The 24,945-nt window shown below is 70.7% G+C and carries 21 protein-coding genes and 1 riboswitch; of the genes, 6 read left to right on the forward strand and 15 right to left on the reverse strand.

Annotation, left to right across the window (positions count from 1 at the left end):
- Positions 1-102: 102 nt before the first annotated feature.
- The 5 genes from purU to JR064_RS19425 form a co-directional block, all read right to left on the reverse strand.
- On the reverse strand, positions 103-954 hold the full coding sequence (gene purU, locus JR064_RS19405) for a formyltetrahydrofolate deformylase (RefSeq protein WP_206230801.1): 852 nt from the start codon (positions 952-954) through the stop codon (positions 103-105).
- Positions 955-1,383: 429 nt separating this feature from the next.
- Positions 1,384-1,794, reverse strand: coding sequence for an XVIPCD domain-containing protein (locus JR064_RS19410; protein ID WP_179570534.1), 411 nt, complete (start codon positions 1,792-1,794; stop codon positions 1,384-1,386).
- 171 nt (positions 1,795-1,965) lie between these two features.
- Positions 1,966-2,841, reverse strand: a complete 876-nt coding sequence (locus JR064_RS19415) for an NAD(P)-dependent oxidoreductase (RefSeq protein WP_206230802.1) — start codon at positions 2,839-2,841, stop codon at positions 1,966-1,968.
- A 61-nt stretch (positions 2,842-2,902) separates the two neighbouring features.
- The gene (locus tag JR064_RS19420) at positions 2,903-4,000 is read right to left on the reverse strand and encodes an NADH:flavin oxidoreductase/NADH oxidase (RefSeq protein ID WP_206230803.1); all 1,098 of its coding nucleotides are present in this window, start codon (positions 3,998-4,000) and stop codon (positions 2,903-2,905) included.
- A 368-nt stretch (positions 4,001-4,368) separates the two neighbouring features.
- Positions 4,369-5,238 (reverse strand): NAD-dependent protein deacetylase, encoded by an 870-nt coding sequence (locus JR064_RS19425; RefSeq protein ID WP_425510317.1) that lies wholly within the window; start codon positions 5,236-5,238, stop codon positions 4,369-4,371.
- A 325-nt stretch (positions 5,239-5,563) separates the two neighbouring features.
- Between JR064_RS19425 and JR064_RS19430 the strand changes: the two genes are divergently transcribed.
- Entirely contained in the window at positions 5,564-6,313 is a 750-nt protein-coding gene (locus JR064_RS19430) for a response regulator transcription factor (protein ID WP_179569714.1), read from the forward strand.
- Here the strand turns inward: JR064_RS19430 and JR064_RS19435 are convergent.
- Entirely contained in the window at positions 6,294-7,673 is a 1,380-nt protein-coding gene (locus JR064_RS19435) for a sensor histidine kinase (RefSeq protein ID WP_179569716.1), read from the reverse strand. The genes JR064_RS19430 and JR064_RS19435 overlap by 20 nt on opposite strands.
- Before the next feature lie 146 nt (positions 7,674-7,819).
- Here JR064_RS19435 and JR064_RS19440 point away from each other — a divergent pair, with 146 nt between their 5' ends.
- Both JR064_RS19440 and JR064_RS19445 read left to right on the forward strand, forming a co-directional pair.
- Complete coding sequence (locus JR064_RS19440) at positions 7,820-10,156, forward strand: YadA family autotransporter adhesin (protein ID WP_206230804.1); 2,337 nt, start codon at positions 7,820-7,822, stop codon at positions 10,154-10,156.
- A gap of 110 nt (positions 10,157-10,266) precedes the next feature.
- Positions 10,267-12,225 (forward strand): S8 family peptidase, encoded by a 1,959-nt coding sequence (locus JR064_RS19445; protein ID WP_206230805.1) that lies wholly within the window; start codon positions 10,267-10,269, stop codon positions 12,223-12,225.
- Positions 12,226-12,331: 106 nt separating this feature from the next.
- Here JR064_RS19445 and JR064_RS19450 read toward each other — a convergent pair whose 3' ends face one another.
- Positions 12,332-13,585: an MFS transporter gene (locus tag JR064_RS19450; protein WP_191827018.1), complete on the reverse strand. Its 1,254-nt coding sequence runs from the start codon at positions 13,583-13,585 to the stop codon at positions 12,332-12,334.
- 97 nt (positions 13,586-13,682) lie between these two features.
- Between JR064_RS19450 and JR064_RS19455 the strand changes: the two genes are divergently transcribed.
- Complete coding sequence (locus JR064_RS19455) at positions 13,683-14,588, forward strand: LysR family transcriptional regulator (protein WP_206230806.1); 906 nt, start codon at positions 13,683-13,685, stop codon at positions 14,586-14,588.
- Between the two features lie 114 nt (positions 14,589-14,702).
- On the opposite strand, the gene JR064_RS19460 is transcribed toward JR064_RS19455, so the two are convergent.
- The 8 genes from JR064_RS19460 to JR064_RS19495 form a co-directional block, all read right to left on the reverse strand.
- Positions 14,703-15,371, reverse strand: coding sequence for a VOC family protein (locus JR064_RS19460; protein ID WP_206230807.1), 669 nt, complete (start codon positions 15,369-15,371; stop codon positions 14,703-14,705).
- A gap of 187 nt (positions 15,372-15,558) precedes the next feature.
- Positions 15,559-15,891 (reverse strand): thioredoxin family protein, encoded by a 333-nt coding sequence (locus JR064_RS19465; protein WP_003469256.1) that lies wholly within the window; start codon positions 15,889-15,891, stop codon positions 15,559-15,561.
- 90 nt (positions 15,892-15,981) lie between these two features.
- Positions 15,982-16,545, reverse strand: coding sequence for a flavodoxin (locus JR064_RS19470; RefSeq protein WP_206230808.1), 564 nt, complete (start codon positions 16,543-16,545; stop codon positions 15,982-15,984).
- Positions 16,546-16,639: 94 nt separating this feature from the next.
- Positions 16,640-17,680 (reverse strand): ribonucleotide-diphosphate reductase subunit beta, encoded by a 1,041-nt coding sequence (locus JR064_RS19475; protein ID WP_179569730.1) that lies wholly within the window; start codon positions 17,678-17,680, stop codon positions 16,640-16,642.
- Between the two features lie 126 nt (positions 17,681-17,806).
- Complete coding sequence (locus JR064_RS19480) at positions 17,807-20,224, reverse strand: ribonucleoside-diphosphate reductase subunit alpha (RefSeq protein ID WP_179569732.1); 2,418 nt, start codon at positions 20,222-20,224, stop codon at positions 17,807-17,809.
- A gap of 180 nt (positions 20,225-20,404) precedes the next feature.
- Positions 20,405-20,626: riboswitch (cobalamin riboswitch) on the reverse strand.
- Between the two features lie 200 nt (positions 20,627-20,826).
- Complete coding sequence (locus JR064_RS19485) at positions 20,827-21,684, reverse strand: sterol desaturase family protein (RefSeq protein ID WP_206230809.1); 858 nt, start codon at positions 21,682-21,684, stop codon at positions 20,827-20,829.
- 7 nt (positions 21,685-21,691) lie between these two features.
- Positions 21,692-21,988 (reverse strand): EF-hand domain-containing protein, encoded by a 297-nt coding sequence (locus JR064_RS23250; RefSeq protein ID WP_206230810.1) that lies wholly within the window; start codon positions 21,986-21,988, stop codon positions 21,692-21,694.
- Between the two features lie 118 nt (positions 21,989-22,106).
- The gene (locus JR064_RS19495) at positions 22,107-22,646 is read right to left on the reverse strand and encodes a hypothetical protein (RefSeq protein ID WP_241093177.1); all 540 of its coding nucleotides are present in this window, start codon (positions 22,644-22,646) and stop codon (positions 22,107-22,109) included.
- 180 nt (positions 22,647-22,826) lie between these two features.
- Between JR064_RS19495 and ompR the strand changes: the two genes are divergently transcribed.
- The gene (gene ompR, locus JR064_RS19500; protein WP_206230811.1) at positions 22,827-23,549 is read left to right on the forward strand and encodes an osmolarity response regulator transcription factor OmpR; all 723 of its coding nucleotides are present in this window, start codon (positions 22,827-22,829) and stop codon (positions 23,547-23,549) included.
- The gene (locus tag JR064_RS19505) at positions 23,546-24,820 is read left to right on the forward strand and encodes an ATP-binding protein (protein ID WP_206230812.1); all 1,275 of its coding nucleotides are present in this window, start codon (positions 23,546-23,548) and stop codon (positions 24,818-24,820) included. The genes ompR and JR064_RS19505 overlap by 4 nt, the downstream gene beginning before the upstream one ends.
- Positions 24,821-24,945 lie beyond the last annotated feature (125 nt).

Here is a 24,945-nt window from a genome sequence, read left to right on the forward strand (position 1 = left end):
TTGGGGATTGGGGATTCGCAAGAGCCGGCAGCGCCACGGCTGAAACGGTAGTCCGTCAAGCCGCTTTTCCCAATCCCGAATCACCAATCCCCAATCCCGGCCTCACCGAAACACCACCGTCCGATGCCCGTTGAGCAGAATGCGATGCTCGACATGGCGGCGCACCGCGCGGGCCAGCACCTGCGACTCGGTGTCGCTGCCCAGGCGCACCAGGTCGCGCGGGGTCATCGCGTGGTCCACGCGGGCCACGTCCTGTTCGATGATCGGGCCTTCGTCGAGATCGCCGGTGACGTAGTGCGCGGTGGCGCCGATGATCTTGACCCCGCGCGCGTGCGCCTGGTGGTACGGCTGCGCGCCCTTGAAGCTGGGCAGGAAGCTGTGGTGGATGTTGATCGCGCGCCCGGCCAGCGCGGCGCACAGCGTCGGCGACAGGATCTGCATGTAGCGCGCCAGCACCACCAGGTCGATGCGCTCGCGCTCCACCAGCGCCAGCAGCTGCGCTTCCTGTTCGGCGCGGTTGTCGGCGCCGACCGGCAGGTGGTGGAACGGCACGTCGTAGGAGCGCGCCAGCGTGGCGAAATCACTGTGATTGGACGCCACCGCGGCGATGTCCACGCGCAGCTGCCGGCTGTGCGCGCGAAACAGCAGATCGTTGAGGCAGTGGCCCTGCTTGCTGACCAGCACCAGCAGGCGCGCGCGGCGCCGCGCATCGTGCAGCTGCCAGTCCATCGCGTAGTCGGCGGCGAGCGGCGCCAGCTGCACTTTCACCGCAGCGACGATGCCGTCGGCGGGCACGTCGAAATGCACGCGCAGGAAGAAGCGACCGCTCTCCTCGTCGCCGAACTGCTGTGCGTCGAGGATATTGCAGCCGTGCTCGAACAGCAGGCCACTGACGCGGTAGACGATGCCGGTACGGTCCGGGCAGGACAGGGTCAGGATGTAGTCGGGGCGCATCCGCGCAATGATAGGGGAGAATTCGGGACTCGGGATGGTGGGCTGCGGATGCCGCAGCGACATTGCCGGGCGTCTTGCCGAATGTAGGAGCGGCTTCAGCCGCGACGGGCTTTACCGATAGGTCCTGTCGCGGCTGAAGCCGCTCCTACAGGGGACTTGCGGCAGGCCAGCCGGGTGCACTGTGGGAGGGACTTCAGTCCCGACGCTTTACCGCGAAGGAAAGCGCACCACTTCGCTCGTCGCGGCTGAAGCCGCTCCTACAGGGACTTGCGGCAGGCCAACCGAGTGCATTGTGGGAGGGACTTCAGTCCCGACCCTTTACCGCGAAGGAAAGCGCACCGCTTCACTCGTCGCGGCTGAAGCCGCTCCTGCAAGGTGCGGCATCCGCATGCTGGCGGCACACAGCCTCGCCTGCGCGCCAGGCCGCGCTCACTCCGGGCGCAGGCGCAGCGCCAGGCGCCGGTTGACCTTCTCCAGCCGCGCCAGCGAGTCTTCCACCGACATGCCGACCGCCTCGTGGGTGGTGATGTGCGCACGCAGATGCGCCGGGTCGTCCAGGTCGCCGCGCACCAGGAACACGTTCTCGCCCTGCTCCACTTCGCCCAGTTCGCGGCTCAGCACCACGTGATCGACCTGGTCGAAGCCGTACTCCTTGGCCAGCGGCAGCAGCCGCGCCACCATGCGCTCGCTGATCGCGTCGGGCGCGCGGCCGCAGGCGGCGTCCAGCGCATGCACGCCTTCGCGGATCTGTGCGTACAGCAGGTGGTCGGGATGCTCCGGGTGCTCGGGGCCGAGCGTGGCCTCGCGTGCGACGGCGCGCGGCGGCTGGATGGGCGTCATGGCGCCGGTGTCGGACGAATTCGGGCTCATGGCATCCTCCTATGATGCGCTTGCAGGCCGCCGCACCTTAGCGGCAAGCACGCGGCCAGCTCAAGCGCGGCGACGCAGTCTGCACCAAACCGCGACAAGGCGACCTGAAGATGGCTGCCGCCGCGCCGCAGCCGCGAACGCTCAGGCCTGACCGGCGCGGCGTGCGGCGACCTTGGCCAGCGCCGACCAGTCCAGCTCGCCGTCGCCGTGCGCGAGCGCATCGATGAACTGGTCGCGCAGCACCGCCGCCAGCGGCATCGGCACGTGCCGGGTCTCGCCGGCGTTCAAGGCCAGGCGCACGTCCTTCAGCCCCAGCGTGGTCTTGAAGCCGGCCGGGCTGTAGCGCTGCTCGGCGATCATGCCGCCGTAGTTCTGGTACGCCGGTGCCGCGAACAGGGTGTTGACCAGCATGCCCAGGAAATCGGCCGCGTCCACGCCATGCCCGCGCACCAGCGCCGAGGCTTCGGCCATGGTGCCGATGGCGCTGGCCAGGCACAGGTTGGCGGCCAGCTTGACCGCATTGGCCTGCTCCGGCGCCGCGCCGAAATACCAGGTCTTGCGCCCGATCACGTCGAGCAGCGGCTGCACCCGCGCCAGCGCGTCGGCATCGCCGGCGGCGAGCAGGTTGAGCTGGCCGGCGGCGGCCACGTCGCTGCGGCCCAGTACCGGGATCGCCAGGTAGGCCACACCGCGTTCGGCGTGCAGGGCGCTCAGTTCGCGCGCCAGCGCCACCGAGATCGTGGCCATGTTGACGTGCACGCTGCCGGCCGGCAGCGCGTCGAGCGCGCCGCGCTCGAGCAGGGTCTCGCGCACCGCCGCATCGTCGGCCAGCATCGAGAACAGCACCGGACCGCGCACCGCGTCGGCCGGCTGCGCGGCCAGCTGCGCGCCGGCCTCGAGCAGCGGCTGCGCCGCGGCCGCGCTGCGGTTCCACACGGTCACCGCGTGCCCGGCGCGCAGCAGGTTGTGCGCGATGGGCTGGCCCATCGTGCCCAGGCCGAGAAATCCGATGCTCATCGCCAACTCCTTGCACAACTCGTGATGGATGCCGCGACCTGCGCGGCGCAGCGCGCGCGGGTCACGCGTCGAACAGGCCGCGCGCCGAACGCGGCTCGCAACGCAGGTACTGCGGCGACGGCTTCAGCTTGGCGCCCAGCGCGGCGGCGGCGTGCCACGGCCAGCGCGGGTCGTAGAGGATGCCGCGGGCCAGCGCGATCGCGTCGGCCTGGCCCTCGGCCAGGATCGCCTCGGCGTGCTGCGGCTCGGTGATCAGGCCGACCGCGATCACCGGCATGTGCACTGCGCGATGGATCGCCTCGGCCTGCGGCACCTGGTAGCCGGCCGCCAGCGGAATCTGCTGGCGGCGGTCGAGGCCGCCGCTGGACACGTGCAGGTAATCGCAGCCCTGCGCCTGCAGCGCCTGCGCCAACGCGACGCTCTGCGCCACGTCCCAGCCGCCCTCGACCCAGTCGGTGGCGGAGATGCGCACGCCCACCGCGATCGACGCCGACACCGCCGCGCGCACCGCCGCATGCACGCGCAACAGCAGGCGCATGCGGTTCTCCAGGCTGCCGCCGTAGGCGTCTTCGCGCTGGTTGCTCAGCGGCGACAGGAACTGGTGCAGCAGATAGCCGTGCGCGGCATGCAGCTCGATCAGCTCGAAACCCAGCCGTTCGGCGCGCTGCGCCGAGGCGACGAACGCCGCGACGATGGCGTCGATGCCGACCAGGTCCAGCGCCTGCGGCGGCGTGCCGTGTTCGGCGAAGGCCAGCGCCGACGGCGCCACGGTCTGCCAGCCGTTCGGCTGATCCGGCGCGATCGCGCCGCCGCCGTCCCACGGCTTGTTGGTGGATGCCTTGCGCCCCGCGTGCGCGAGCTGGATCCCCAGCGGCATCGGCGACCAGCGCCGCACCGAGGCCAGCACGCCGCGCAATGCCGCTTCGGTGGCGTCGTCCCACAGGCCCAGGTCGGCGTAGCTGATGCGCCCGCGCGGCTCCACCGCGGTGGCTTCCAGGATCAGCAGGCCGGCGCCGGACTGCGCCAGCTGGCCGAGGTGGATGGTGTGCCAGTCGCTGGCCTGGCCGTGCTCGGCGGAGTACTGGCACATCGGCGCGATGACGATGCGATTGGACAACGACAGCGGCCCCAGGGCGAGGGGCGAGAAGAGATGGCTCAAGGTGGCGTTCCGTGGGGGCGCCCGCTGCACTGCGGGCAAGCTGCCATTGCACTCCTGCCGGCGATGCCGATCAACCACTGCCGGTGGATCAGTTCGTGCGCGGATTCGGAACGCGCCGCGCCGGAGCCGCCAGGGCGTGTCATCGATTCCCGAGTAGGTCGCGTTGGGTCTGCCAGGTCGCCAGCCGGTGCTGCGTGGCGTAGCGCCTGACCGGCGGTCAGGTCAGGTCAAGCCGCGCGGTGCCGGCTGGCGGCCTGACAGGCCCGACCCGTAGGGCCACTGTTGCGCGTGCACGCTGCCGTGCCAGCACTGACGCGAACACGCATGCGCGGGCGTGGCGCGAGCTGCTCGGGGATTGATGACACGCCCTAGGCGGCCGCGCGCGGCAGCAGGAACTGCAACGCCTGCGCGCAGGGCTGCGCCAGTTTCAGGCTCAGCAGGTCGTCGCCGCGGGTGCGGCCCAGGTTGACCGCGGCGATCGGCAGTCCGGCCTTGGCCGCGGCCTGCACGAAGCGGAAGCCGGAATACACCATCAGCGACGACCCCAGCACCAGCATCGCGTCGGCCTGCTGCAGGTGCGCGAAGGCGGCGGCCACGCGCTCGCGCGGCACGTTCTCGCCGAAGAACACCACGTCCGGCTTCAGCACGCCGCCGCACTGGGTGCAGGCCGGCACCGCGAAGGCGGCGAAGTCCACGCCTTCCAGATCCGCGTCGCCGTCGGGCGCCTGCCCGGCCTGCAGCGTCGCCCAGTGCGGGTTGTGCTGCAGCAGCTGGTGCTGGAAGTCCTCGCGCGGCAGGCGCCGTTCGCAATCCATGCAGCGCACCACGTCCAGGCGTCCGTGCAGGTCGATCACCGCGTCGCTGCCGGCGGCCTGGTGCAGGCGGTCCACGTTCTGGGTCAGCAGCAGTTCGACCTGGCCGCGCGCTTCCAGCTGCGCCAGCGCCGCATGCGTGGCATTGGGCCGGGCATGGCCGAAGCGCGGCCAGCCGACCAGACTGCGCGCCCAGTAGCGCTGCCGCGTGGCCAGCTCGCCCATGAACGCCTGGTAGGTGACCGGCTGCGCGCGCTTCCAGTCGCCGGCGGCATCACGGTAGTCGGGAATGCCCGAATCGGTGCTGCAACCGGCACCGGTCAGCACGAACAGGCGCCGGTGGCGCGCGACGAACGCTTGCAGCGCTGCGTCCGTGGCGGCCGGCGCCGGCATGGGCAGGGCGTGATCCGGCAATGTCTGGTGCATCGTACGGGGTCCTTGGGCGGTTGCGTCGGTGCGGCGTGGACGACCGCTGCGCCAGCGACGCGATGGATCCCATCTTGGGTCCGCCGCGCGGCAACGCAAGCGCCCGCACGCCAGAGTGCCGGCTTCGCATTGCGGCATCTGCCGCGTGAAGACCGCGCACGCGGCGCGCACGGCGCCGAATCCGCGTGCAGCCGCAGCATGCCGCGCATTGAAAGCCCTGCAGAAACTGGCTACTGTCGGGCACCGGCAAGATGCATCGGCTGCGCGCAGCCGCGCTGCCGCACGATGCCTCCGGCAGCAATGCCGCCCATCCCGATTCCGCGTCGTGAGCAGATTTTCCGATCCGATAGGCCAGCCGATCGCCGCCACCGCCACCGCCTCGCTGCGGGTGGCGCTGCTGGAGGACGACGACGTGCTGCGCGACCGGGTCCTGGTGCCCGGGTTGCAGCGGCACGGTTTCGAGGTCACGCCGCTGCGCACCGCGCAGGCGCTGTGGGCGGCGCTGGACGACCAGCGCTTCGACCTGATCGTGCTCGATATCGGCCTGCCGGACAGCGACGGCTTCACCCTGACCCAGCAACTGCAGGCGCAGCGCCCGGGGCTGGGCATCGTCATCCTGAGCGGGCGCGGCGAGCAGCCGGATCTGGTGCGCGGCCTGACCCAGGGCGCGGACTCCTATCTGATCAAACCGGTGCAGATCGAGATCCTGGCCGCCACGCTGTTCAGCGTGGCGCGGCGCATGGCGCGTCCGCTGTCCTCGGCCCCCAGCGCAGCGGAGGAATGGCAGCTGCAGGACGACGGCTGGTGCCTGTTCTCGCCCGATGGCCAGGCGGTGCCGTTGACCGGCTCCGAGCGCAAGGTGGTGCAGAGCCTGTGGAGCGCGCGCGGACGGCTGGTCACCCGCGACGCGTTGATCGGCATGCTCGGCGGCAACCTCGGCCTGGAGGTCGACCCGCATCGCCTGGACGCGCTGCTGCACCGGCTGCGGCTCAAGGTGCAGGAGCGCACCGGCGTCGCGCTGCCGCTGAAGGCGGTGCGTGGCGAGGGTTACCTGCTCATGCCGCAGGAACGCTGAGCGCCGCCAGCGGCAGGCGCAACACGAAGCAGGTGCCCGCGCCCGGCGCGCTGCGCACCTCCAGGCTGCCTTGCGCCTCCTGCGCCATTTCGAAGGCGACCGCCAGTCCCAGCCCGGTGCCTTGACCGGCCGGTTTGGTGGTGAAGAACGGCTCGAACGCCTGCCGCTGCACGTCCGCGCTCATGCCCACACCGGTATCGGCGATCTCGATGCGGGCGCAGGCGCCCTCGCGGCGCAGGCAGATCGAGAAACTGCCGCCGCCGGGCATGGCATCGCGCGCATTGGCGGCGAAATTGAGCAAGGTCAGGTCGAGCCGGCTGCGGTCCAGGAACAGCGGCAGCGGTTCCGGCGCCACGTCCAGATGCAAGCGCACGGTCGGCCCGAACAGTTGCCGCAGCATCGGCTGAATGCCACGTAGCGCCTCGCCGGCGTCGAAGCGCTCGGGCACGCTCACTTCGCGCCGGCTGAAGCTCAGCAGTTTGCGGCTGATCGACACGCCGCGCTGCGCGGCCAGCGCCACGCCGTCCAGTGCGTCGGCCAGCGCCAGCGCATCGCGCGGCGGATCGAAATCCAGTTCGTGCACGCAGTGGCGCTGCTCGGCATAACCGAGGATCGCGCTGAGGACGTTGTTGAAGTCGTGCGACACGCCGCTGGCCAGTTGCCCGACCAGCTCGATCTTCTGCAGATGCAATAGCCGCTGTTGCGCCTGCGCGCGCTCGCGCATCTCCACCCGCAGCCGCGCGGCGCTGCGCCGCGCGCGCCACAGGCTCTCGCGCAACGCGGCCACGGTGCGATCCAGCACCAGGGTGATCATCAGGTAGCTCAGCGCCAGCGACGGCAGGTTCTGGAACGGGCTGCGCGTGCCGCGCGGATCGCGCCCCCACGGGCTCTCCATGCCCGCCCAGAAGATCAGCGTGATGCACAGGTACACCACCCACAGCGCGCGCCGCCCGATCACCAGCGCGGCCAAGGTCAACATCATCATCGGGTAGGGATCGAAGGCCTGCACCTGGTAGCCGAAGGCCAGATTGGCCGCCACCGCCGAACACAGCACCACCGCGATGAACGCCGCGGCGGCCTGTTGCAGCAGGCCGCGGCGGATCATCCACACCCCGGCCCAGGCCGCCACGGACATCGCCGCGTCGGTGCCCACGTCCACCGCCAGCTGGCCGGCGGTCATCTGGATCTGCGGAGCGGTCAGCAGGTGGTAGAGCTTGTTGAGCGGGATCTCGCAGCCGAGGAACAGGAACAGCACCTGCAACGCAGGCGCGTTGCGGCGGTCGACCGGATCGGCGATGGGGACGCGCCGCAGCCATGTCCAATGCCGACGCCACAGCCGGACCAGCAGATTTTGTGGCATGCGTCCCACCCAGACTCCCATGTCGGTGAGTCTACCGTGAGGTTGACGTGAATTTACCGGCATTGAAGGCGGCCAGGGCTTACCGCCTTAATCGGGGCTAAACCCATTGCCGGGACCGTCGTCCCAGCGCTGCCCTGGAACCGCTCATGCCCGTTAAGCACACGCTCGTTCGCTCGCGCCGCACATGCCCTTCGTCCACTCTGTCGCACGCTCCTTACAGCCTGCTGACGGTCGCGTTGCTGCTGGCGGCGGTGCCATTGGCCGCCGGCGCGGCCGCTGCGCCCACGGCCGTCGCGCCTGCCGCCCAGCCAGCCACGGCCACGGCAGCCGCAAGCAGCGGCGACGCGCAGCCCGCCGACGACGCGGATCCCTCCGCGCCGGTGCAGCCCGGCAGCCAGAACACCACGGGCTACTTCATGGCCGAAGGCCTGAACGACGGCAGCGACTTCGCCGCCGCCGCCGGCCTGCGTGCCGTGGCGATGGGCGCACGCGCCGACGCATCCGGCGCCTTCGCCATCGCCATCGGCCACCACACCGTGGCCTCCGACGCCGCCGCCATCGCGATGGGCGACGGCGCGGTGGCCAGCGGCACCTCGGCGATCGCGATCGGCGGCAGCTTCTTCGGCAGCACCTACGGCGACTCGGCCGGCGCGCAGAGCACCGGGTTCGGCGCGCTCGCCATCGGCACCGCCGCCACCGCCTCCGCCACCACCGCCAGCGCGGTCGGCTGGAACGCCAGCGCCAGCGCCGCCGGCGCGACCGCGGCCGGTTCGGCCGCCGCCGCCAGCGGGCTATACGCCAGCGCCTTCGGCAGCTCGGCCCTGGCCACCGGCGAGCAGGCCAGCGCGTTCGGCTACGCCGCCTCCGCCAGCGGCACCGGCGCGATCGCACACGGCGGCTACAGCGTCGCCTCCGGCTTCTTCGGGGTGGCGATGGGCTACACCGCCACCGCCAGCGGCGACGGCGGCATCGCGATCGGCGACAGCGCCTCGGCCGCCGGCCAGCAGAGCGTGGCGATCGGGGCGAGCAACAGCGGCGTTCCGGCGCAATCCAACGGCCTCGGCGCGGTCACGGTCGGCGCCGGCGCCTGGGCGCTGTCCGACTACGGCACGGCGCTGGGCTTCGACAGCCATGCCGACGCGGCCTACAGCATGGCCCTGGGCGCATCGGCGCTGGCCACCAGCAGCAATGCGCTGGCGGTGGGCGCGCAATCCTTCGCCGACGGCGAGGACGCCAGCGCCTTCGGCTCCATCGCCAGCGCCAACGCCGCCGGCGCCACCGCGCTCGGCAGCGGCGCCACCGCGCTGAGCGCAGGCAGCGTGGCGCTGGGCTACAACAGCGCCGCCACCGGCGCCAACAGCGTGGCGATCGGCGCCGGCTCGGTGGCCGACCGCGACAACGCAGTGGCCTTCGGCACGGACGGCGCCCTGCGCCAGCTGACCTATGTCGCCGCCGGTACCGCCGACACCGATGCAGTCAACGTGCTGCAGCTGCGCAGCATCGCCACCGCGCTCGGCGCCGGCAGCGTGGTCGGCAGCGACGGCAGCCTGAGCGGCAGCGCCTATCTGATCCAGGGCCGCACCTATGGCAGCGTCGGCTCGGCACTGTCGGCGCTGGACGGCGCGCTGTCGTCGCTGGACACCCGCGTCGGCACGCTGGCCCAGGGCGGCGGCGGTGCCGTGGCGGTCGGCAGCGGCGCCAGCGGTGGCCCCAGCGTCGGCACCGGCACCAATGCCGTGGCGGTCGGCGCCGAGGCCACTGCGAACGGCCACAACGGCACCGCGATGGGCGCCAATGCCCTGGCCTACGGTCCCAACGACACCGCGCTGGGCGGCAACGCGCGGGTCAACGCCGACGGCAGCACCGCGGTCGGCGCCAATGCCAGCATCAGCGCCAGCGCCACCAATGCCGTGGCGGTCGGCGAGAGCGCCGCGGTCACCGCCGCATCCGGCACCGCACTTGGCCAGGGCGCGTCGGTCTCGGCCGACAACGCGGTGGCGCTGGGCCGCAACTCCAGCGCGACCCGCGCCAACACCGTGTCGGTGGGCAGCGCCGGCAACGCGCGCCAGGTGACCAACGTGGCCGCCGGCACTGCCGCCACCGATGCGGTGAACGTCAGCCAGATGCAGGCCGGCGACAGCGCCACGCTGAGCAGCGCCAACGCCTACACCGATAGCCGCCTGTCGGGCTGGGACGACAACCTGACCACGCTGCGCAGCGACACCGATCGCCGCTTCCACGACGTGGACCGGCGCATGGACCGCATGGGCGCGATGAGTGCCGCCTATGCCGGCATGGCGGTCAACACCTCGGGGCTGGCCGGCGCCAACCGCGTGGGTGTCGGTGTCGGCTCGCAAGGCGGCGAGAGCGCGCTGGCGGTGGGCTACCAGCGCGCGATCGGCAACCGCGCCAGCGTCTCGCTCGGCGGCGCGTTCTCCGGCAACGACAAGAGCGTTTCCGCCGGCGCCGGCTTCAGCTGGTGATGCCACGGCGGCGCGCCGGGCGCGCCGGCCGCCCCCACGCACCGTTTTCCGCCGGCCTGCCGCACTGCGCGGCCGGCGCTCCTCATCACCCTCCTCGTAGAGAGACAGACATGACCACCGTCCCGTCGCTTCCCCGCACCCTGCTGGCCCTGTCGCTGAGCCTGGCGCTCGCCTCCACCGCCCACGCGCAGACCGCGCCGCGCTTCTCCGTCCTGCAGAGCGCCACGCCCGGCCAGTCCAAGGTCTACGACGGCCTGATCGTGACCTACCGCGACGGCAGCAGCGAGCGCCGCGACGCCAGCGCCGCCGCGAGCAGGCTCAGGCAGATCATGGCCGCGCCGAGCACCACGTCGACCTGGTCCAGCACCTATCGGCAGAGTGCGCCGGCGCTGAGCCGGGTGCGCCGGCTCGCCATCGGCGCCGATCTGGTGCGCCCCAACCGCACACTGAGCCAATCGCAGCTGGAGACGCTGATGACCAGTCTGCGCGCCGATCCGGCGGTGGCGCACGTCGAACCGAACCTGATCCTCAAGCCGGTGCGCAGCACCGTCCAGGCCAGCGCCAGCGCGGTCGCCGCGCCCAACGATCCAGGCTACGTGGTGCAGTGGCACCTGCGCACGCCCGACGGCCACCTGGAGACGCTGGCGCCGGAGACCACCGGCTACGCCAACCGCGGCGGTATCGACCTGCTGCCGGCCTGGCAGTACGGCACCGGCCAGGGCGTGGTGGTCGCGGTGATCGACACCGGCATCACCGCGCATCCGGACCTGGATACCTCGCTGGCCAGCGCCGGCTACGACTTCATCAGCGACGCACTGATGTCCGGCCGCGCCAGCAACGGACGCGTGCCCGGCGGCTGGGACACCGGCGACTGGACCACCGACGACAAGTATCTGACCGCCAACGGCGGCTGCGCGCAGCCGGACGAGCAGACCGACAGTTCCTGGCACGGTACCCACGTCGCCGGCACCATCGCGATGCGGACCAACAATGGCCTGGGCATGGCCGGCATCGCCCCGGACGCCAGGATCCTGCCGATCCGCGCGCTGGGCCACTGCGGCGGCAGTACCGCCGACATCGCCGACGCCATCGTCTGGGCCTCCGGCGGCCACGTCGACGGCGTGCCGGACAACCCGAACCCGGCCGAGGTGATCAACATGAGCCTGGGCGGCTACGGCAGCTGCACGGAGGACGCGGTCACCGCGCAGGCCATCGCCGGCGCGATCGCACGCGGCACCCTGGTGGTGGTGGCGGCCGGCAACAGCAACGCCGACGCGGCGGCGTTCACGCCGGCCAGTTGCCCGGGGGTGATCAACGTGGCCGCCACCGGCATCACCGGCGGCCGCGCCTCGTATTCCAACTACGGCAACACCATCACCCTGTCCGCGCCCGGCGGCGGCGTGTATGCCAACGATGCGTCCAGCGGCAGCGGCTCGGTGCGCACCGGCCTGGTCTGGTCGACCCTCAACAGCGGCGCACATGGCCCCGACCAGCCGGTCTACGCCGGCTATGCCGGCACGTCGATGGCCTCGCCGCACGTGGCCGGCGTGGCCGCGCTGGCGATCAGCGCGGCGATCGGCGCAGGCCGGCCGATGCCCTCGATCTCGCAGCTGCGCGACATCCTGACCCAGACCTCCAACGTGTTCCCGGTCAAGCCGACCCTGCGCATCGGTGCCGGCATCCTCAACGCCGGCAAAGCGGTGGCGCGCGCCGCCGGCGCCAGCGGCGGCGGCGACGAAGCCACCGCGGTCGGCATCGGGCCGGGCACGCTGGGCAAGCTGTCCGCGGCCGCAGGCCAGGGCACGCTGTATCGGCTGGACCTGCCGCTCAACGCGCGCAACCTGCAGATCCGAACGCTGGGTGGCAGCGGTCAGCTCAAGCTCTACGTGCGTGCCATCCGCGCGCCCAGCGCCGACGGCAGCGATGCCGACTACAGTTCGGTGCGCAGCGGCACCACGCAGAACGTGCAGATGGCGCTACCGGTGTCCGGCAGCTATTTCATCCGCCCGGTCGGCGGCAGCGGCGGCTACGCCAACGTGAGCCTGTCGGTGACCTACTCGGTGCAATGACGCGCCGATGATGCCGGGAGTGGGGAAATGGGAATCGGGAATCGGAAAACACGGGCAATCGCCTTTGCTCTGTTCTACCGATTCCCTATTCCCCACTCCCCATCCGCTATTCGCCGCGCGGCGGATGCGGGCCGAAGCGGCCGTAGGGACGGCTGTCGTCGGCGCCGCGGCGCAATACCTGCGCGGCGACCAGGGCGATGCCCAGCAACAGCAGGCAGCAAGCGGCCAGCGCGTTCCAGCCTCCGTGCTGCCAGGCCGCGCCGCTGAGCGACCCGATCAGGCTGGCGCCGCTGTAGTAGGCGAGCAGGTACAGCGACGCGGCGTGGCCCTTGTTGCGCCCGCCGAGGCGGCCGACCCAGGCGCTGGCCGCCGAGTGCGCGATGAAGAAGCCGATGGTCAGCAGCACGATGCCGGCGATGACCACCGCCAGCACGTGCGCGATGGTCAGCGCCACGCCCAGCGCCGCCACCGCGATGCCGGCCAGCACCACCGGGCCGCGGCCGAAGCGGTCCGACGCGGCGCCGGCCACCGACGAGGACACGATGCCGAACACGTAGGCGCTGAAGATCATCCCGAGCTGGCTCTGGCTGAGCCCGAATTCCGGCCCGCCCAGACGGAAACCGGCGTAGTTGTAGACGCTGACGAACACGCCCATCGCCAGGAACGGGATCGCGAACAGCCACGGCAGGTAGCGGTCGCGCAGATGCCCGCCCCAGGCCTGCAGATGGAAACGCAGGTTGATGCCGCGGCGGCGCACGAAATGCCGCGAGGGCGGCAGCAGCAGCACGAAGCCGACCGCAGCCAGCAGGTCGATCGCGGAGACTGCCGCCAGTGCGGTACGCCAGTCGAAATGATCGGTGAGCACGCTCATGCCGATGCGCCCGACCATGCCGCCGAACGCGTTGCCGGCCACGTACAGACCGGTGGCCGCGCCGAGCTTGGACGCCGGCACTTCCTCGGCCAGATACACCATCGCCACCGCCGGCACGCCGCCCAGGGCGACGCCGGACAGCGCGCGCACCACGACCAGCGCGCCCCAATGCGGCAGGCACGCGGCGAGCAGGTTGAGCAGCGCCGCCAACGCGATCGAGACGAACATCAGCCCGCGCCGGCCCAGGTTCTCCGACACCGCGCCGGCGCAGAAGATCGCGATCGCCAGGCCGCCGGTGGCCAGCGACAGCGGCAGCGAACTGGTCGCCGCGTCGACCCCGAATTCGCGCGCGAATGCCGGCAGCAACGGCTGCACGCTGTACAGCAGCGAGAAGGTGGCGAAACCGGCCAGGAACAGCGCCAGGCGGATGCGCAACAGCGGCGCGTCCGCCACGGCCTGTAGCGGCGGGCATTGGCTGGAAGTGGTCACGACGACGCGGCAACGAACAAGGGCGGCCAGTATTTGCCTGCGTCGATCCGGTGTCCAATATATGATCCAGGCATTCTCCATATCTTCTGGATATGACATGGAACTGCGCCATCTGCGCTACTTCCTGGCCGTCGCCGAGGCCGGGCATTTCACCCGTGCCGCGGCGCAGCTGGGCATCCAGCAGCCGCCGCTGAGCCAGCAGATCCGCGCGCTGGAACAGGAACTGGGCACGCCGCTGTTCGTGCGCACCCCGCGCGGCGCGGACCTCACCGAGGCCGGGCGCGCGTTCCGGGTCGAGGCCAGGCGCGTGCTCGCCGACCTGGAACGCGCCGGCGACGCCGCCCGCCGTGCCGCGCGCGGCGAGAGCGGTGTGCTGCGGCTGGGCTTCACCGCCTCGGCCGCGTTCAACCCGATCGTGCCGACGCTGGTGCGCAACTTTCGCCGCGCCTGGCCGGCGGTGGCGCTGGCGCTGGAGGAAACCAACACCGCCGGCCTGCTCGCCGCGCTGGTGCAGGGGCGCCTGGATGCCGCCTTCATCCGCTACAGCGTGGTCACGCCGCCCGAGCTGCAGCTGCTGAAGTTTCCCGACGAGCCGATGAAGATCGCGGTGCCGGCCGCGCACCGCCTGGCCAGGCGCCGGCGCGCGCCGCTGTCGGCGCTGGCCGGCGAACCGTTCATCCTGTTCCCGCGCAGCTTCGGCACCAGCCTGTACGACGAGATCCTCGAAGCCTGCCGCCAGTCCGGTTTCGAATTGCAGATCAAGCAGGAAGCGCCGCAGATGTCGTCGATCGTGAACCTGGTCGCCGCCGAACTGGGCGTCTCGGTGGTGCCGGCCTCGACCACCCAGGTGCAGTTGCCCGGCGTGCGCTACCTGGACATCGAAGGCCGCGTACCGATGGCGCGGCTGGCGCTGGCGGCGCTGCCGGCCACCGCACAGGCGCTGCCGGTGGTGCGCCATCTGTGGCAGCTGGCGAAGGCGCATGCGGCGGGAAAGCGCGGGTAGCACCGCATCTTCCTGGGTCCCACATGTAGGAGCGGCTTCAGCCGCGACAGGCCTTCTCGGTAACGCCTGTCGCGGCTGAAGCCGCTCCTACAAGTGCAGCGTGGGCCGACAGGCTCACCGCGACACCACTTCCCATCCCGCCGCGTCGCGCAGCACCTGCCCGCCGCGCACGCCTTCGACGACGGCACGCACGCCCTGCGCGAACGGCAGCTGGCGTTGCTCGGGGAACCAGCGCCGCTGCGCATCGACCACGATCAACAGGCCTTCGTGATCGCCGAGCGGCGCGAATACGTCGGATACCGGCATGAACGGCGGCAGCTCCATCCGCTCCTGCGCCGCGGCGGCAACCGCGGGCACCTGCGCGCTGGGCAACCCGATCTCGCTGATGCACAGCAGCTCGGCCGCGGAGAACGCGCCGTCGGCGACGGCGTGCGCCGGCAGCGGCTTGCGCGCGATCAACTCCAGCACCGCGCCGTCGGGTCCGGCGAAATACACCGACTGCGATTGCCACGCCGCGTCGAGCGCGAAGCGCGATTCGCCGAGCGGATCGCGCAGCAACGGCACGCGCTGGGACAGCCAGCCGCAGGCGGCGTCGAAGCGAGTCGAGGGGATGTTGAACGCAAGATGCACGCTGCCGACATCGGCGTTGGCGGCCACCAGATCGAGCAGGCTCCAGCCGATGCGCACCTGGGTGGCCGCGGCGGGGAGTTGCAGGACGTCGCGATAGAAAGCGGTACTTGCCGCAGGATCGCTGGCGGGCAGGCTCAGTTGGGTGATACGCATGGTGGCTCCTTGTGCGGGAGCCTGCATTGGACGACCTCAAGCGCAGTTGAGGTCAAGTACGGCGCGTAGCGCGTGGGATGTTTGCGCGGACCTGCTCCTGTAGGAGCGACTTCAGCCGCGACAGGACCTCCGGGTAGAACCTGTCGCGGCTGAAGCCGCTCCTACAGGAGAGCCTTGCCGCTGGCGCTCAGCCCAGATGCGCGCGCACCGCTTCGTCGATCTTCGCCGGCGGCACGAAGCCCGGCACCCGCGCCACTTCCTCGCCCTGGCGGAACAGCATCAGCGTCGGCGTCTGGCGCAGGCCCTGGGCGCGGAAAAAGTCCTCGCCCACGTCCTCCATCTTCACCTTGAGCAAGGTCACGCCCTGCGCGCTGTCGCTCTCGGCGAAGCGCTCCAGCGACTTGTCGAGCATGCGGCAGCCGGGGCAGTTGTCCTTGTTGAAATCGGCCAGCACGCGCGGATGCGCGGCGATGGCGTCGGCGAACTGTTCGGCGGTGGCGACGGTGATGGTGGTGAACATGGTGCGGAACCTTGTCTGATGTCGGAGGATGCCTGGCGCGGGATGTCCCGACGCCGGCGATGCCAGCAAAACGAATGGACCAATGCGGCGTCAACCGCTGCCGTGCAGCGGCAACGCCGTCGAGGCGAACCCGGCCGCGTTGCCGAACGCGGGTTCGGCGGCGGTCGCCACGGGCGCGGCGCCGGCCGGCAGCGCACGCGCGGCGCGCAGCGCCAGCACCTGCGCGCACCAGGCGTCGATCGCGGCGTTGTCGCGGTCGCCGTGCGGCATCTGCTCGATCTCCAGCAACGGGTAGGCGCTGCCGAAGAAACGCGCGATGCGCTTGACCGCGCCGCAGTAGTACTCCAGTCCCCACTGCGTCTCGCCGGTGCCGAACGCGGCGACCTCCACATCCTTGCCGGCCGCCTCGACCAGTTCGGCGATGTAGCGCTTCATCTCCGCCGGAGTACGCCCGGCGTTGTCGCTCCAGCTGCCGAGCAGGTGCAGGTCGAAGTCCGCCGCGCGCGCGGCGTCGCCGAGCGCGCCGTGCAGGGTCTGCAGGTCGGTATGGATCCAGGTCACCTGGTGCCCCGCGGCCTCGCACTGCGCATGCACGCGGCGGGCGACGTCGCGGGTGTTGCCGCTGAGCGAAGCGTAGGCGAGCAGGATGTTCATGAGGCGGGGATTGGGGATTGGGGATTCGGGATTCGTCAGAGCACGGGGATTTGCTGTTGCCAATCCCCAATCACGAATCCCCAATCCCGGCCCCTCACAGATCGTCGAAGCCGTTGTCCGAGTTGGTCTTCTTGTAGCTGGCGTTGCGCATCTCGAAGAAGTCGGTCTTGGTCTCGGTGAAGTTGTCCGCGTAGGCCTTGATCCACGGCATCACGTTGTCGCTGGCGTCGGTGTACAGCTTCTCGATGCCGAGCATGCCGGACATCTTGTTGGCGCGGTACTTCACGTACTGGATCATCTCGTCCACGTCGATGCCCTCGATGCCGTCCAGCACTTCGGCGGACCACTCGGTCTCCAGCCGGATCGCGTGCTCGAACGCCTGGTGCACGTAGTCGGTCAGCTCGTTGGTCTGCAGCTCGGCGTTCTCGCCGATGATCGCGCGGATCAGCTCGCTGATGAACTTGGTGTGCGCCAGCTCGTCGCGGTTGATGAAGCTGATGATCTTGCCGGTGCCGGTCATGCGGTTCTGCCGCACCAGGTTGTAGAAATACGCGAAGCCGGAATAGAAGTTGATGCCTTCCAGGATCGAGGACTGGATCAGCGAACGCAGCAGGGTCTCTGCGGTCTTCTCGCGCATGAAGTCGTCGTAGGCCTGCATGATCGGCTGGTTGCGCGCGATGATGGTCGGGTGCGTCCGCGCGATCTCGAACACGCGGTTCTGGTCGGCCAGCCCGGCGATGGAGGCCAGCACGTAGGAATAGCTCTCGTTGTGGATCACTTCCTGCTGGCCGATGATCGCCGCGTTGGCGTGCGCGGCCGGGTCGGTGATGTATTCGGCGACGTTGTAGATGAAGCGCGTCTGCGGCGAATCCAGCGTGGCCAGCAGGCCGATGATCGAGTCGTAGGCGTTCTTCTCGCGCGCCGACAGTTCGCCGTACTGCTTGGCGTCGCCCTTCATGTCCACCTCGTCGGGGATCCAGAAGTTGGTCGACAGCTCCTTGTACGCGCGATAGAACGACGGATAGGGGATGTCGTTCCAGTTGAGGATGCCGCTGGTGGTGCCGTTGATGATCCCGGTGGAACGGTTGGGATGCATCGGTTCGAGGATTTTGATGCGGTCGAGCGCGATGGCCATGGGTCGGATTCGGTAGTGGGGTGAAGCGCGCCGGCAAGCGGCGCGGCGATGCGGGAGCGGCGCACCACGCGCATGGCGTTCCCAAGGGGAAGCCATGCGCGCGCAGGCGCCGCTACGGGGTGGCGATCAGCTCGAGCACCACTCGCATTCGCTGATGTCGATGTCGTTGGAGCGCACGTAGTAGGTGGTCTTCAGGCCTTCCTTCCACGCGGTCATGTGCAGGTCGAGCAGGGTGCTGGCGCGAATGGTGCTGGGCACGTAGAAGTTGAAGCTGATCGACTGGTCGACGTGGCGCTGGCGGCGCGCGTTCTGGCGCACGCTGGCGAACTGGTCGACCCGGTAGGCGCCCTTCTCGTAGTACGGGTAGGTGTCCACGGTCAGCCCCGGCGCCACCACCGGACGGCGGAAGTCCTTCTTCTCTTCGTAGTAGAACGCGCTGTAGATCGGGTCGATCGAGGCGGTGGAGCCGGCGATCTGCGCGGTGCTCATGTTCGGCGCCACCGCGATCATCCACGCGTTGCGCACGCCGTTGATGCTGACCTGCGCGGCCAGTTCCTGCCACTCGGCGCTGTCGTAGCCGCGCTTGCTGAAGTACTCGCCGTTCTGCCAGTCGCTGCCCTTGAACACCTTGTACGCGCCCTTCTCCTTGGCCAGCGCCAGGCTCGCCTGGATGGTCAGGTAGTTGATGCGTTCGTACAGCTCATCGCAGTAGTCCTCGGCCTGCCTGGAGTTCCACTCGATGCCCTTCTGCGCCAGCAGATGGTGCCAGCCGAAGGTGCCCAGGCCGATCGCGCGGTACTTCTGGTTGGTGATCGTGGCCTGCGGCACCGGCAGGTCGTTGAGGTCGATCACGTTGTCGAGCATGCGCACCTGCACCCGGATCAGCCGCTCCAGCACGTCCGGCGACAGCAGGTCCGGCTGCGCGGTGACCGCGCGGCCCAGGTTCACCGAGGACAGGTTGCACACGACGAAGTCGCCGGCCTGCTTGGTGGTCACGATCTGGTCGCCGCTGATCATCTCCTGGATGACCCGCGTCGGGCTCATGTTCTGCAGGATCTCGGTGCACAGGTTGCTGGAATAGACCATGCCCTGGTGCTTGTTCGGGTTCATGCGATTGACTTCGTCGCGATAGAACATGAACGGGTTGCCGGTCTCCAGCTGGCTGACCATGATCCGCTTGAGCATGTCGATGGCCTTGACCACCTTGCGGCCGATGCGCTCGTCGGCGACCACTTCCTCATAGCGGGCGCGGAAGCTGCCTTCGCCGCGCTTCTCGTCGAAGAAGTCCTGCAGGTACCAGCCCTTGACCTCCTTCACCTCGTGCGGGTCGAACAGGTACCACTCGCCGCGGCGCTCCACCGCTTCCATGAAGATGTCCGGCACGCACACCGCGGTGAACACGTCGTGCGCGCGCAGGCGCTGGTCGCCGTTGTTCAGGCGCAGGTCCAGGAACGCCTCGATGTCGCGGTGCCAGATGTCCAGGTACACGGCGATGGCGCCCTTGCGCTGGCCGAGCTGGTCCACCGACACGGCGGTGTTGTTGAGCTGCTTGATCCACGGCACCACGCCGCCGCTGGAGTTCTTGACCCCGCGGATCGCCGAGCCGGACGAACGCACGTAGCCCAGGTAGGCGCCGACGCCGCCGCCGTGCTTGGACACGCGCGCCACGTCGGTGTTGGAGTCGTAGATGCCCTGCAGGCTGTCGTCGACGGTGTCGATGAAGCAGCTCGACAGCTGCCCGCCGATCTTGCCGGCGTTGGCCAGGGTCGGCGTGGCCACGGTCATGTACAGGTTGGACAGCGCCCAGTAGGCCTCGCCGACCAGCTGCATGCGCCGCTCGCGCGGCTTCTCGTCCTGCATCAGGTACAGCGCGATGGTCAGCCAGCGCTCCTGCGGCAGTTCGTAGACCTTGCGCGAGTTGTCGGTGGCCAGGTAGCGCGTGGCCAGCAGGTACAGGCCGTTGTAGGCGAACAGCTTGTCGCGCTCCGGGTCGATCATCCGGCCGGCTTCGGCCAGCTCGTCCTTGGAGTAGTTCTTGAGGATGTCGATCGAGTACACGCCGCGGTCGGCCAGGCTTTCCTGCAGGCCGACGTAGGAGCCGTACTTCTCGCCGGCATCGTAGAAACGGTTCTTGCTGGCGCGCTTGTACAGGCGGTGCAGGTACAGGCGCGCGGCGAAGTACTCCCACTCCGGCGTGGCGATGTCCACGCGCGACTCGGCCTCGCGGATCAGGTAGTCGACCATCTCGTCGGCCGACAGGCTTTCCTTCTTCTCGACGAAGGCGAACGCCTTGCGCTCGTAGTCGGCCACGTCCAGCTGCGGGAACTCGGCATGGATCCGGTCCAGGGTGCGCTGCAGGCGCGAGCGGTCGAAGGCCATGCGGCGGTTGCCGCCGTCCTTGACGATCCAGGTCACGGCGCGCTGGTCGTTGCTCGGCTCGCTGGCGGCCGCATCGGGCTGCGCGGCAGCGGCGGCGGCAGGCGTGGGGTCGACATCGGCGGTGTCGAGGGGGGCTGCGGCCGGCAGGCTGTGGGTCTGGCTCATGAAGGTCTCCAAGCGTGGTGCACCCGGCTGCCTGACCCTCGCAGGCAACGGTCCGACCGGATCAGCAGGGTGGAGACGCGGTGTCGCAGAGACCGCGACGGCGCAGGCGCGAGCCTGCGGGCGGTCAACGCTTCACCGACCATCTCCCCCCGGAGATTCAACGGTCGGCGCCGCGCTGTGTGCATCGCGCGGCTGTCGGCAGGTCTTCGGGCTTATGGGCGACGGCCGATGGCCGGTTCCTAGCCCGTCGCTTCCCAAGGCAGGGCGCCTCAGTGCGGGTGACGGGTTCGTTCCCAATTACCGCTGCGGGGCAGCGCCGGCCTGAGCGCTCGCGCGCCGCACCGGCTTCCCTTTTGATCCCGCAGCCTGGTGGCTGCTGGAACCGACCACCACAAGATAGTGGGGTCCCCGGGCGTCGTCAACGCTAAATGTAGTCACAAAACCGAAAACCCAAGCGGGGCAACCATTTGCCGTGGCGAGGCCGCACATCCCTGCAGCGGGGCGCCGGAGCGGGCCTGGAAACGGCCGTAGCGCCCATGCCGCAAGGGCCTCGGCGACCCCGTCGGCGGCTGGCCGGGCGCGGCCGGCCACGCCGATCTGCGCTAACTGCGCGGGGCGTCGGTCGGCGCGTCGGTCACCGCTGCCCCGGGCGGGCCGAACAGCACCCGCAGGCGCTGCCGCCAGCCGCGGGCGCGGCGCAGGTCGCGCAGCAGCGGCGGCCAGGCATGGAAAGCGATCGTCACCGGGTTGTGGCTGCGCAGCGGCGTCGTCAGCCCATAGCGTGGCGGCACCCCGGGCCGCTCGGCGCGGAAGCTGCCGAACAGCCGGTCGAACACGATCAGCACCCCGCCGTAGTTGCAGTCCAGGTATTCGGGATTGCTGGCGTGGTGCACGCGGTGGTGCGCCGGCGTGTTGAACACCCATTCGAGCGGCCGCGGCAGGCGTCCGATCAGCTCGGTATGCAGCCAGAACTGGTAGAACAGGTTCGCCGCCAGCGCGCCGAGCACGTAAGGCACCGGGAAGCCCAGCCACACCAACGGCGCGAAGCACACCGCCGCACCGGTGAGCTTGCCGGTCCAGCCCAGCCGGTAGGCATTGGCCAGGGTGTACTGCTGGGGAGAGTGATGCACCGCGTGGTTGAGCCAGAACCAGCGCACCCGATGATCGGCGCGGTGCATCCAGTAGTAGCAGAACTCCTGGCCCACGAACAACGCCAGCCAGTGCCAGGGCCGGTCCATCGCGACCGTCGCCACCCGCAGCGGCCAGACCGCGTACAGCAGCGCGCCGACCACACCGCCCTGCAGCAGCAGGCCCAGCGCGGCGCGGCCGAGCGCATCGCCGAGCGAGGCCCAGTACGCCTTCCAGTCGTAGCGGCGACCGCGCCTGCGCCAGACCCAGGCCTCCAGCGCGGCGACCGTGGCCAGCAACGGCAACACCAGCAGTGGCAACCAGGGGCGCATCGCCGGCTCAGGGTTCGCGCTGCTTGGCCTGTTGCATGGCCTGCATGGCCGCGCGCAGCTCGTCCGGCGACAACTGGCCGTCGCGGTTGCCGTCGAGCGCATCGAAGCGCTTGGCGATGCGCGGCAGCGACGCATCGGCCTCGCTGCGGCTGATCAGACCGTCGCCGTTGGCGTCGGCCGCCTTCAGCCGCTGCTGCAGCTGTTGTTTGTGTGCGGCGGTCGGCGTGGTTGGCGTGGTCTGGGCGGCGGCGGTGCCGACCAACAGCAGGCTGCACAGCGCTCCACAGGCAATGACAAGCTTCATGGCGATCCTCGGGAAACGGAAATGGGGGGAAACAAAGGCGTTGCGGCGCACGCGGCGCCGTAACGCGGGGGCAATGGGCGCCGCGGGCGTGCGATCGCGCCGCGCCCGCGGCACTTGGTCACGGGCGGCAGGCCACGACCTCGCCGGCAGCATTGGTGCAGGTGCCGGTGTGGCTGACGCTGCCGCCGGCGGCCGTGGTCGAGCCCTGGTAGCTGGCGCCGTTGGCGGCGGTGGCGGTGGTCTGGCGGCTGCCGGTGACGCTGCCGTCGGCGCTCTTGGCGACGCTGCCGCTACTGCTGGCGCTGCCGCCGTTGGCGCCGCTGACGCTGGCGCTGCCCTGGCGGCCGGCGCTGCCGTCGGCGTTGCGGTAGAAGGCGCCCTGGCGCGTGGCCGAACCGCCGTTGACGCCGCTGGCGGTGCCACCGCTAGTGCCCGACGCGTTGCCCTGGCCGTCGGCCTGCCACTGGCGCGCCCGCGCCCGGCTGCCGTTGGCGCCGCTGGCGCTGGCATTCACCGCGGCACTGCGGGCACCGTCCACATGGCTGGCGGTGCGGGTGCGGGTGCGTTCGCGCGCCTGCGCGTCGGTCGCCGCCAGGGCGGTCAGGCCGCCCACGGCCAGGGTGAGCAGCAAGATCGAACTGTGCATCAAGGTTTTCATCGTGTCCTCTCCGGATAGGCAGCGGGTGGCTGCGGTGGAGCCACGGTAGGCCGCCTGCGGGCACAAGGTGTTGCGGTGTGACCAGCGGATGTTTCTGCGGGCGGCGGCGGAAACATCCGCTTACAAAGTCCGCACGGCGGGCGTTGCCGGGCGACCGTGGCGCAGCCGATAGTGGCGTCCATGAACGACGCCCCTGCCCGCCTGCTCCTGGTCGACGACGACGAACGCCTGCGCGAACTGCTGCGCCGCTATCTGGAAAGCCAGGACTTCTCGGTGAAGGCGGTGGCCGACGGCGCCCAGCTGCAGCACGCGCTTGCGCGCGGCCATTACGACCTGGTGGTGCTGGACCTGATGCTGCCCGGCGAGAGCGGCCTGGAGATCTGCCGGCGCCTGCGCGGCCAGGGCGACACCACGCCGATCGTGATGCTCACCGCCAAGGGCGACGAGGTCGACCGCATCGTCGGCCTGGAGATCGGCGCCGACGATTACCTGCCCAAACCGGTGAATCCGCGCGAGCTGCTGGCGCGGATCCGTGCGGTGCTGCGGCGCACGCGGCCGGCCGGCGCCGGCGCGCCGCAGCCGGACGGCGGCGAGATCGGCTTCGGCCGCTTCCGCCTGCACCTGGGCCGGCGCGAACTGAGCTGCGACGGGCAACCACTGAAGCTGACCACCGCCGAGTTCGCGGTGCTGTCGGTGCTGTTGCGGCATCCGCAGCAGCCGCTCAGCCGCGACCGCCTGATGAGCCTGGCGCACGGCCGCGAGCACGACGCCTTCGCGCGCAGCATCGACGTCACCGTGGCGCGGCTGCGCAAGCTGCTCGAGGACGACGCACGCACGCCGCGGCTGATCCAGACCGTGTGGGGCATCGGCTACGTGTACGTGCCGCCGGAGACCGCGCCATGAGCCGCACCCGCCACGTCGGCGATGGCTGGCCGCGCAGCCTGTTCGGGCAGCTGGCGCTGGTGATCGCGCTGGTGCTGGCCGGGGCCGGCCTGCTGGCGCTGCTGCTCGGCCGCGAACTGGCGCTGCGCCCGGCCGCGCAGCAACTGCTGCGGGCGATGGACGGCTTCGCCAACGTCGCCGAGGCGCTGCAGCGCTCGCCGTCGGCGGCGGCGCTGGAGCCGGCGCTGCGCGAGGCCGGGCTGCAGGTCCGGCATGCGCCGCCGCCGGTGGTCGACGCGCGCAGCGGGCCGCTGGCCGACGAATTGCAACGGCGCGCTGCGGACCAGCTCGGCCCGGGGCGCGAGCTGCGCCGCGGCGACGGCGACGGCGCGGTGTGGCTGAAGCTCGCCACGCCCGATCCGCTGTGGGTGTCGTTCGCCGGCGAGCGCCGCGGCCACGGCGTACGCCGCTTCTCGGTGGCGTTGCTGGCCGCCTGCGCGCTGCTGGTGTGGCTGGCGGCGGCCTATTTCGCGCGGCGCCTGGTGCTGCCGCTGCGGCAGCTGGCGCAGGCGGCACCGCATCTGGTGCGCGGCGACGGCGCCGTGCCGGTGGTCAGTGGCGGCCCGCGCGAAGTGAACGACCTGGCACGGGCCCTGACCGACGCCAGCGCCGACGTGCGCACCGCCGCGGCCGAACGCACGCTGATGCTGGCCGGCATCTCGCACGACGTGCGCACGCCGCTGACCCGCCTGCAGTACGCGCTGGCACTGCTGCCGCAGGTGGAGCCGGAACTGCGCGAGGGGATGGAACGCGACATCGGCGAGATCGACGCGATCCTGGCGCAGTTCATCGCCTATGCCCGCGACGGCCGCGACGAGGCCAGCGCGCCGCTGGACCTGGCCGAGCTGTGCCGGCATGCGCTGGGCGCGGCGCAGGCGGCCTGGGACGTCGACCTGCCGGCGCAGGCGCCGCTGTACGCCAAGCCGATGGCGCTGCAGCGCGCGCTCGGCAACCTGATCGGCAATGCCGAGCGCCACGGCGCCGCACCGTTCCAGTTGCGCCTGGCGCGCGACGGCGACGGCTGGCGGATCGAAGTGCGCGATCACGGCCCGGGGCTGGATCCGGCGCTGGCCGCAAACGCGCAGCAGCCGTTCGTGCATGGCGGCCACGGCGGCAGCGGATTGGGCCTGGCGATCGTCGAGCGTGTCGCCCGACAGCACCATGGCGAACTGCGCCTGGACAACGCCGCGCCGCACGGATTGTGCGCCACGCTGCGGGTACGCGAGGCATGAGTGCCGGCGCCGCAGCGACGGCGCAGGCAGCCATGCGCGCCTTGGCAGCCGCTGCACCCGCGGACGCACGGCATCGCGTTCGCGCCGGAAACGGATCGCTGCCGCGCCCCCTCCCCCTTCCCTTC

It is taken from the genome of Xanthomonas bonasiae, assembly GCF_017163705.1.
Lineage (GTDB): Bacteria > Pseudomonadota > Gammaproteobacteria > Xanthomonadales > Xanthomonadaceae > Xanthomonas_A > Xanthomonas_A bonasiae.

Coding starts and splice junctions, on each gene's coding strand:
- ompR (WP_206230811.1), top strand. CDS start 22,827: ATGAACGACGCCCCTGCCCGCCTGCTCCTGGTCGACGACGACGAACGC.
- JR064_RS19505 (WP_206230812.1), top strand. CDS start 23,546: ATGAGCCGCACCCGCCACGTCGGCGATGGCTGGCCGCGCAGCCTGTTC.
- JR064_RS19475 (WP_179569730.1), bottom strand. CDS start 17,680: ATGGCCATCGCGCTCGACCGCATCAAAATCCTCGAACCGATGCATCCC.
- JR064_RS19440 (WP_206230804.1), top strand. CDS start 7,820: ATGCCCGTTAAGCACACGCTCGTTCGCTCGCGCCGCACATGCCCTTCG.
- JR064_RS19470 (WP_206230808.1), bottom strand. CDS start 16,545: ATGAACATCCTGCTCGCCTACGCTTCGCTCAGCGGCAACACCCGCGAC.
- JR064_RS19435 (WP_179569716.1), bottom strand. CDS start 7,673: ATGCCACAAAATCTGCTGGTCCGGCTGTGGCGTCGGCATTGGACATGG.
- JR064_RS19480 (WP_179569732.1), bottom strand. CDS start 20,224: ATGAGCCAGACCCACAGCCTGCCGGCCGCAGCCCCCCTCGACACCGCC.
- purU (WP_206230801.1), bottom strand. CDS start 954: ATGCGCCCCGACTACATCCTGACCCTGTCCTGCCCGGACCGTACCGGC.
- JR064_RS19445 (WP_206230805.1), top strand. CDS start 10,267: ATGACCACCGTCCCGTCGCTTCCCCGCACCCTGCTGGCCCTGTCGCTG.
- JR064_RS19485 (WP_206230809.1), bottom strand. CDS start 21,684: ATGCGCCCCTGGTTGCCACTGCTGGTGTTGCCGTTGCTGGCCACGGTC.
- JR064_RS19495 (WP_241093177.1), bottom strand. CDS start 22,646: ATGAAAACCTTGATGCACAGTTCGATCTTGCTGCTCACCCTGGCCGTG.
- JR064_RS19455 (WP_206230806.1), top strand. CDS start 13,683: ATGGAACTGCGCCATCTGCGCTACTTCCTGGCCGTCGCCGAGGCCGGG.
- JR064_RS19410 (WP_179570534.1), bottom strand. CDS start 1,794: ATGACGCCCATCCAGCCGCCGCGCGCCGTCGCACGCGAGGCCACGCTC.
- JR064_RS19425 (WP_425510317.1), bottom strand. CDS start 5,238: ATGCACCAGACATTGCCGGATCACGCCCTGCCCATGCCGGCGCCGGCC.
- JR064_RS19465 (WP_003469256.1), bottom strand. CDS start 15,891: ATGTTCACCACCATCACCGTCGCCACCGCCGAACAGTTCGCCGACGCC.
- JR064_RS23250 (WP_206230810.1), bottom strand. CDS start 21,988: ATGAAGCTTGTCATTGCCTGTGGAGCGCTGTGCAGCCTGCTGTTGGTC.
- JR064_RS19460 (WP_206230807.1), bottom strand. CDS start 15,371: ATGCGTATCACCCAACTGAGCCTGCCCGCCAGCGATCCTGCGGCAAGT.
- JR064_RS19415 (WP_206230802.1), bottom strand. CDS start 2,841: ATGAGCATCGGATTTCTCGGCCTGGGCACGATGGGCCAGCCCATCGCG.